The organism is Peribacillus muralis, assembly GCF_001439925.1.
In the GTDB taxonomy this organism is placed as follows: domain Bacteria; phylum Bacillota; class Bacilli; order Bacillales; family DSM-1321; genus Peribacillus; species Peribacillus muralis.
Genome location: NZ_LMBV01000065.1, coordinates 1 through 1129 on the forward strand (window position 1 = coordinate 1; position 1129 = coordinate 1129).

General features: G+C 42.2%; 1 protein-coding gene. It reads right to left on the reverse strand.

What is annotated here, in order from left to right:
- Window positions 1-76: 76 nt before the first annotated feature.
- Window positions 77-1129, reverse strand: a 1053-nt coding sequence (gene ltrA / locus ASU00_RS24090) for a group II intron reverse transcriptase/maturase (RefSeq protein ID WP_057915961.1), incomplete at its 5' end; no start/stop codon positions are given.

Here is a 1129-nt window from a genome sequence, read left to right on the forward strand (position 1 = left end):
AATCGAGTAGGAGGAGGCGCCTAGCCTCCGACCTCTCACACCACCGTACGTACCGTTCGGTATACGGCGGTTCAGTTTAAGTCTGACGTAGTTTTGTATATCGTTCATATAGATTGACTAACCCTTGGTGGTGCCAATAAACATTATTAAGGGTTTTGTCTAGAACAGGACTATGCGCTATGCGCCAAAAACCCTTTCTGCTATTTCCCCATTCATATGCTTTTCCAAATGGGACGCCTAATCCTTTGAGTTTCCTCACTCTCGTTCTTGGCAATTTCCATTGTTTCCATAGGCACATCCTGAGTCTTCTTCGAATCCAAGAATCTAAATTCTTCAATACGTTCGGAGTATCAATGAGGGCGAAATACCCCATCCAACCTCTAAGGTATTGCTTTAACTTATTTATTCGGAGTTTCATGGGTATCGGTAATTTTCTCGAGGTCATTTCCCTGATTCGTTTCTTTACTCTCTTCACCGTTTGTTTAGCCAGTAGAACCTTCGGGTTCTTCTTTGACTTCGTGAAACTAAAACCGAGAAACGTCCTGTTCCAAGGGCGATCATACTTCGACTTCTCGTAGTTGACCTTTAGCTTCAGTTTATTTTCAATGAAGCTTGAGATATTTCCCATTGCACGTTTGGCGGCTTTTCGTGTCTTCACAAATATAGTACTGTCATCCGCATACCTTACGAATCGAAGATTGCGTTTCTCTAGTTCTTTATCTAAATCGTCTAACATGATATTAGATAATAAAGGACTTAACGGACCTCCTTGCGGAGTTCCCTCCTCACTTTTATGAAAAAGTCCGCCTATCATAATGCCTGCTTGAAGGAATTTACGAATCAGTTTGAGAACTCGTTTATCTTCAATTTTCCGCTCTAACATTCCCATGAGCTTGTCATGATTCACTTTATCGAAGAACTTCTCCAAGTCCATATCCACTACCCATGTATAACCTTCGGTTATATAGGACTTTGCCTTTCGAACCGCCTGGTGCCCTTGTTTGTTAGGGCGAAATCCATAGCTATTCTCCGAAAAGGTTGAGTCATATATCTTGGTCAATATTTGGGCAATGGCTTGTTGAATGAAACGGTCTAGAACGGTTGGAATACCCAATAGCCGAACTCCGCC